At 65.2% G+C, this 7003-nt stretch carries 7 protein-coding genes; all 7 read right to left on the bottom strand.

What is annotated here, in order from left to right; genetic code table 11:
• A partial coding sequence (locus AYR66_RS01160; RefSeq protein WP_141104139.1) for an iron-containing alcohol dehydrogenase occupies positions 1-396 on the bottom strand: 396 nt, incomplete at its 3' end.
• Positions 397-414: 18 nt separating this feature from the next.
• A complete protein-coding gene (locus tag AYR66_RS01155) occupies positions 415-1071 on the bottom strand; it encodes an ABC transporter ATP-binding protein (protein WP_088705981.1) in 657 nt (218 codons plus the stop codon).
• Entirely contained in the window at positions 1068-1850 is a 783-nt protein-coding gene (locus AYR66_RS01150) for an ABC transporter ATP-binding protein (RefSeq protein WP_088705980.1), read from the bottom strand. The genes AYR66_RS01155 and AYR66_RS01150 overlap by 4 nt, the downstream gene beginning before the upstream one ends.
• On the bottom strand, positions 1847-2821 hold the full coding sequence (locus AYR66_RS01145) for a branched-chain amino acid ABC transporter permease (protein WP_088705979.1): 975 nt from the start codon (positions 2819-2821) through the stop codon (positions 1847-1849). Before AYR66_RS01145 ends, AYR66_RS01150 begins: the two co-directional genes overlap by 4 nt.
• The gene (locus AYR66_RS01140) at positions 2822-3727 is read right to left on the bottom strand and encodes a branched-chain amino acid ABC transporter permease (RefSeq protein ID WP_088705978.1); all 906 of its coding nucleotides are present in this window, start codon (positions 3725-3727) and stop codon (positions 2822-2824) included. It lies immediately after the preceding gene.
• Positions 3728-3882: 155 nt separating this feature from the next.
• Positions 3883-5196: an ABC transporter substrate-binding protein gene (locus tag AYR66_RS01135; protein ID WP_088705977.1), complete on the bottom strand. Its 1314-nt coding sequence runs from the start codon at positions 5194-5196 to the stop codon at positions 3883-3885.
• Positions 5193-6533 (bottom strand): ABC transporter substrate-binding protein, encoded by a 1341-nt coding sequence (locus AYR66_RS01130; protein ID WP_088705976.1) that lies wholly within the window; start codon positions 6531-6533, stop codon positions 5193-5195. The genes AYR66_RS01135 and AYR66_RS01130 overlap by 4 nt, the downstream gene beginning before the upstream one ends.
• Positions 6534-7003: the final 470 nt, after the last annotated feature.

Here is a 7003-nt window from a genome sequence, read left to right as displayed (position 1 = left end):
CGGCAGGCGCGGGCCGCGCGCGAGGCCGACGCCGTAGATGTCGGGCAATGCCTGCGGCGTGCGCGCCAGCAGTGCGACCAGCTTCGCGGTGTCCATCGAACTGCCGCCGCCGAATCCGGCAACGCCGTCGACGCCGGCAGCGCGTGCCTGTTCGACCGCCGATGCCACGCTGGTTTCCGGCGGATCGGCCTGCACGTCTGCGAATACGGTTGCCTGGATGCCGGCGGCATCCAGGCTTGCCAGCGCGCCGTTGAGCAGGCCGGCATCGAGCAGGAAGCGGTCGGTGACCAGGTAGAGGTGGGTGACGCCGAGCTGCTTCGCGAGTTCGCCGATGCGCGTCGCCGCGCCCTGTTCGCAGACGATCTTCGGTGCGGTTTCGAAACTGAACTGGGACATGGGTTTCCTTTCGAGCGGTTAGCCTGCGGTGACCACGCCGCGTTCAATGCGGTACACGCGGTCGACCAGGTCGGCGGAATGCGAGTCGTCGGACTCGGACAGGATGATGGACATGCCTTCATTGCGCAGCGAACCGATCACCTCGGTCAGGCGGCGCGACAGCACCGGCGCAACGCCTTCGAAGGGTTCGTCGAGCAACAGCAGCGTGCGGCCCGGCATCAGCGCGCGGGCCAGCGCCACCAGCTTCTGCTGGCCGCCGGACAATTGCAGCGCGCGGCGGTCGCGGAAGCCGGCGACTTCCGGCATCAGGCTGTAGATCCACTGCAGGCGCTTTTCCGCATCCTTGATGCCGATCGACCAGACCGGCAGCAGGATGTTTTCCTCGACCGTCAGCGAGGGGATCAGGCGGCGGTCCTCCGGCAGATAGCTGATGCCACGCGGCGCGCGGCCGTGCGGTGCAACACTTGCCAGGTCTTCGCCGTTGACAGTCATGGATTTTGCATCCATCGGCATCAGGCCCATGATGGAGCGCATCAACGTGGTCTTGCCGGCACCGTTGCGGCCGATCAAGCCGGCCATGCAACCCTTGGGCACATCCAGCGACACGTCGCGCAGGATGGGAATGCGGTCGATCGCGACGTTCAGGTTCTTGATGGAAAGCAGGGATGCGCTCATGCTGCGGCTCCTTCCAGGATTTCAGAGGGGACGATGTGGTGGCCGATGACCAGCTCCTGCACGCGCTCGTTGGACAGCACCTGCATCGGTGCACCGTCGGCGATGATCTCGCCGCTGTAGAAGGCCAGGATGCGCGACACGTAGCGGGCAACGATGTCCATGTCGTGTTCGACGAACAGCACCGTGGTGCCGTGGTGCTTCACCGCCGCCATTACGGTATCCATCAGCGGGAACTTCTCTTCCACGCTGACGCCCGAGGTCGGTTCGTCGAGCAGCAGCATGCGCGGATTGGATACCAGCGCCATCGCGATGTCGATCAGCTTGCGCGCGCCCTGCGGCACGGCGGAGACGCGCGCATCCTTGTAGTGGACCACGCCGAACTCGTCGAGGATTTCCAGCGCACGCTTGCGGCGCGATGTGTTGCCGTAGGCGGCGAAGAACGACGGCCGCGGGCTTTCGGCGGCGATCAGCGCCACCATCACGTTCTCCAGCACGGACAGCTGCGGGAACAGCTGCGCGACCTGGAAGGAGCGGGCCATGCCGAGGCGGGTGATGGCGCGCGGTTCCTGGCCGACGATGTGCTGGCCTTCGAACAGGATCTTGCCGCCGGACGGAGGCAGGTAGCCGGTCACCATGTTGATGAAGGTGGTCTTGCCGGCGCCGTTGGAGCCGATCACGCCGACCACTTCACCCTTGTCGATGCGGACGTTGATGTCCTTGGCGGCGACCACCGCGCCGAAGGTGCGCTGCAGGCCGATGGTTTCGAGAATGGCGGTCATGCTGCGGCCTCCGAGGTAGTTGCCGGGGCAACGGGTTGGACGGGAGCGGCGTGCTTCTTGCGGCTGACGAGGCTCCACAGGCCCTTGGGCAGGAAGATGATGAGCACCAGCAGCACCACGCCGAGCGTGAGCTGCCAGGTGTGCGGCGCTTCCTGGATCGCGAAGGTGCGCACCGCCGCGAACACGATGGCCGCAACGAAGGCAGCCGCGACGTGGCCGGTGCCGCCAAGGATGGCGATGAACACGAACTCGCCCGAGGTGGTCCAGAACGCCATGTCGGGATCGATGTGGCCGGTGGCCAGCGCGGTCAGTCCGCCGCCGAGGGCGGAGACGGCGGCGGCGGCAAGGTAGTTCGCGTAGATCACCGCGCGCGGCGACACGCCGAGGTACTCGACGCGGATCTCGTTCTCGCGGATCGCTTCCGTCACCAGGCCGAGGCCGGAGTTCATCAGGCGGTGGAACACGATGGCCGCGAATGCGCTGACGGCGACGGTGAGCAGGAACACCATGCGCTTGGCGCCTTCGGGCGACGGTTCCCAGCCGAAGTAGGTCGGCGTGGCGACGTTGAAGCCGTCGGTGGAGCCGAGCGCGGACGATTTCACCAGCACGCCGAACAGGATCATCGACAGCGCCATGGTCAGCATCGCGAAGAAGATGTCGCGATAGCGTGCCAGCAGCAGGCCGCATACAGCGGCGACGAGCACCGAGATGCCGACGCCCGCGGCGAGCAGCACGAAGGCATCGTGCACGCCGAGGTACTGCGCGCCGAGGCCGGCCGCGTAGCCGCCGATGCAGTAGAACAGCGCCTGGCCAAAGGTCACGAGGCCGACGCGCATCTGCACGACGACGCCGGTGACCACCAGCGCCTTGGCGAAGGCGAGGGTGAGGAGGAAGGACAGCCAGTCAGGCGAGAGCCAGCCGGCGAAGGCGACCGCGACGGCGGCCGCGAACAGGGCGATTTCGGTACGCATTTAGATCTTCCTTGCGAGAATCTGTCCGAACAGGCCTTGCGGGCGGACGGCCAGGACGAGGAACATGACGCCGTAGATCACGAACAATTCGATCTCAGGCGCGACGTGGACGGCAAAGGAGCGGGTCAGGCCGACCAGCAGCGCGCCGACGGCGGCGCCGCCAATGCTGCCGAGGCCGCCGACGACCACCACCGCGAAGGCGAGCACGATGACTTCGACGCCGATGCCAGGCGTGACCGAGATCGCGGGTGCGGTCAGCGCGCCGGCAAGCGCGCCGAGGACGGCGCCGATGACGAAGGTGGCGGCGAACATGACGTTCACATTCACGCCCATCGCCATCGCGATTTCGCGGTCATGAATCACGGCGCGCAACAGGCGGCCCTTGCTGGTGCGGTTGAGCGCAAACCAGGCGATGAGGCCGACCAGCAGCGACACCGCCACCAGCGACAGGTCATAGTTGGCGAAGCTCAGCACGCCGCCCACCGAGGTCTGGCCGAGCAGGCGGTAGGGCTGGTAAGCGAAATACGGATCGACGCCCCAGATCAGCTTGGTGGTGTCTTCAAGGATGAGCAGCAAGGCATAGGTGACGATGACCATCAGGATTTCGTCGCGCCCGCGCATGAAGCGCAGCAGGCCCTGCTCCAGCACGAGGCCGACGATGCAGCCGGCGGCGAGCGCGCAGACGACGAGGAGCGCGTAGCTCCAGTAGGGGGCGTTCTGGCCTTCGCCGGAGAAATACCAGCCGACGAGCGAGGCGGCACTATAGGCGCCGATCGCGTAGAAGCTGCCGTGCGCCATGTTAAGGATGCGCATCACACCGTAGATGACGGTGAGACCCGCGGCGACGAGGAAGAGCCAGGAGGCGTAGATCATCCCGTCGATGAGGATCGCGAAGAGTGTGTTCATGGAAGTTCCAGGAGTGTCCTAGGGAGGTCCGGGCAATGAGCCGGCGAGCTCCTTCCCCTTCAAGGGGAAGGTTGGGATGGGGATGAGTTTCGCCGACGTCGCGACCGAACCCCATCCCCACCCTATCCCTCCCCTTGAAGGGGAGGGGACTCAGATCAGCTGCACTTCGCGCCCGGCATGCCGTTCTTGATCCAGTCCACCGCCGTCGTGCCGTCCGGCGGCATCAGGCAGTCGGCGGAGTAGCTCTTGACCTTGGTGACCGCGCCCTTGCCGGTCTTCGGGTCGAAATGGTATTCGCCGTAGGACACGCCCTGCACGGCCTGGTGGCCGCCGGCGCTCGACATCTTCACGGTGCCGCTCGGCGCTTCAAAGGTCAGGCCGGTAAGGCCGGCGGTGATCTGCTCCGGTGCCGGCATGGTGTTCGGCTTGGCGCTCTTCTCCACAGCGGCCTTCAGTGCCAGGATGGCCTGGGTCATCTTGTACGCCGGGTAGGTCGGCGATTCTTTGAACTGCGCGGTGAAGTTCGGGCGGAACCAGTCGTTGAGCGCATTCTTCGGGGCGAACTGGCCGAACGGGCCGCGGCCGCCGACGATGGTGCCGTTCGGGATCTGGCCCTTGAAGCGTTCGACGCCGGTGTCGCCGCAGGTCAGCGCCGCCGGGCTCTTGTCGAACAGGCCGCGCGCGGAACCTTGCAGCATCAGCGCTTCCATGTCGCCGCCCCAGAAGCTGGAATGGATCAGGTCGGGCGCGGCAACGGACAACGCCGAGATTTCTGCGCCGTACTGGCCCTGCGCCAGCTTCGGCCACTGCTCGGACGCGACCTTGATTTCCGGCTTGATCTGCTTCAGCGTGAAGATGAAGTCGTTCCAGGAATCCTGGCCCCAGGAGTAGTTCTGCTGGATCGACGCCACGGTCTTGATGTTGGGACGGGTCTCGGCCACATAGCGGGCCAGCGCGACGTTGTCGACCACGGCGTCGAGGCCGGTGCGGAAGGAGTACTTCGCATTCTTGACGGTCTCGAACAGGCGGGACGTGCCGCAGTCGAAGAAGACGGTCGGCGCCTTCAGTTCTTCGGCCACCGGTGCGACGGCGAGGCAGTCACCGGACGAGATGTAGCCGATGACGGCATCGACCTTCTGGCGCTGAACCAGGTTGCGGAACTCTTCGACCTGCTTGGTCGCACCGCCGTTTTCGTCAATGATGACGGTCTCGATTTCGAGGCCGTTGATACCCTTCTTGTTGTAGGGAGCGGGCAGGGCGCCCTTGTTCAGCGCTTCCACGGTCAGCTTGGCGGCATTCGCGGCCGGTACACCGAACGGGCCGGCTGCGCCGCCCGACAGGAATGTGACGATACCGATGCGGAATTTGCCGTTCTCGGCGGCCTGGGCGGCCGGTGCGAATGCTGCGGAAACGGCGAGGGTGACGGCGGCGACGGCAATGCCTGCCTGACGTGGGCGCTGAACGATCATGGACTGCTTCTCCTGGGTGGTTGGACTGCGGTGGAAATGCGCCGGCTGTTGCGGCGCTGTTGAATCAGTGCGGGCGGCGGAAGCAGGTCTTCCGCGCGGTAGACGGTCCAGTTGCCCAGCATGACCTGGGCCGGCGCGAAACGGTCGTCGGGAACCACTTCGCCGATCGCTTGTGCCTGCATTACCTGGTGCAGCACCGGATCGATGGTCGACGTGAAACCGTCGGGATCCTCCGGCAGCGCGAGGTGCAGGCCTTCGAGCGTGCGCACGAGCTGGTCGACGCTTGCCTTCCTGCCGGCCTGCGCCAGCGCGCGGCCGATGGCGACGATGCCCGAGTAGGCGCCTTCGGCGGTGTAGTTGGGGTAGTGGCCTTCCAGCGCATGGAAGTCGGCGACGAACTTCCGATTGCGCGGCGTGTCGGGCCAATTGTTGTGGTGGCGGGCGGAAAGAATCAGCCCGGCCGGCGCATGCTGCCCGAGCGAGGTCAGCACTTCGTAATTGCCGCCGGTGTCGAAATTTGCGATGCGCATCTTGGTGTGCAAGCCGTTCGACATTGCCTGCTTGAGGAAGGTGACGAAATCGCCGCCCCACAGTCCGACCACGGCCACTTCGGCCTTCGTCGCTTCCAGTTCCGTGATGTAGGCGGAGTAGTCCGCCTCGTACAGCTTCGACCAGTATTCGCCGGCGACTTCATAGCGCACGCCGAGGCGGTCGAGATTGCTCTTCAGGTCTTGCCACGACACATGGCCGTAGTCGTAGTCGGAACCGAGGAAGACCAGGCGCTTCCACTTGTTCTTCTTTTGCAGGTCGGCGAGATAGCGCGCGCCGGCCGCCATCGATGCATAGGTGTCGTTGGTCAGGCGGAAGTAATAGGGATGGAAGTCTTCCATCGTCAGCCGGGAGGACGCATGGTCGGTGCCGATCAGCAGCACGCGTTCTTCCTTCGCCACGCGCGTCACCGCCTGCGCGACGCCGGAGCTGACAATGCCGCACAGGAAGCGCACGCCGTCGCGTTTCACGAAGTCACGCGCGATGCGTTGCGCGAACGAGGCCTTGGAGCGGTCGTCTTCCACCAGCACGCGCAGCTTTGGCGCCTTCGGGCCGAGCTCGGCCTCCAGGTCGGCGAGCGCGAGATGGATGCCGCCGATGCTGTCGCGGCCGTAGCTCGCCGCGCGTCCGGTCAGCGGATACATGCAACCGACGACCGCATCCGCCTTGTCCGCCGGCACACCCAGCTCGACGCGCGTCGTCGCGTGCGCGGGCAGCGCAAACGCGAACGCCGTCAGCAGGCATGACAGCCATGTGCAGGCGCGACCGGACAGTGGTGAATTGGACATCGTCTTCTCCTGAGCAAACAAACGAAAGGCGTTATTGTCAGTGATCGGCTCCCGTGCGGGGCGTCGCGTTTGCTCGGTGGCGATATCGCAAGCGGTGTGCCAATCGCAGGGAATACGGCGTAAAGCCGCATGGAGACTGAAGATTGCGGCGAATTCGGACTGCGATGCGAGGCGCTCATCACCCGCTCAGGCGAGCGGAACCCGCTCAGGCGTACCGCCGGATTGAGCGGAAACCGCTCAAAATGATGTTGGCAAGACGTTCACAAATGCCGGGCGGCGGGTTGAAACGCGCTATTCTTGCGGCGCTGATGTTTCTTGCACACTACTTGCATCGTGCATGGAACCTTCGCCGATCCCCTCCCATGGCCATTCAAAAAAGCATCGTCCGCCGCTACCTCATCCTGTCGCTCCTGGCGTCGGTGGTGCCTGTCGTCTGGATCGGCCTGCTCTACGATCGCTTCGCCGAATCC

The sequence above is a fragment of the Noviherbaspirillum denitrificans genome, assembly GCF_002211445.1.
GTDB lineage: Bacteria > Pseudomonadota > Gammaproteobacteria > Burkholderiales > Burkholderiaceae_D > Noviherbaspirillum > Noviherbaspirillum denitrificans.
This window is presented reverse-complemented; position numbering and strand designations above follow the sequence as displayed.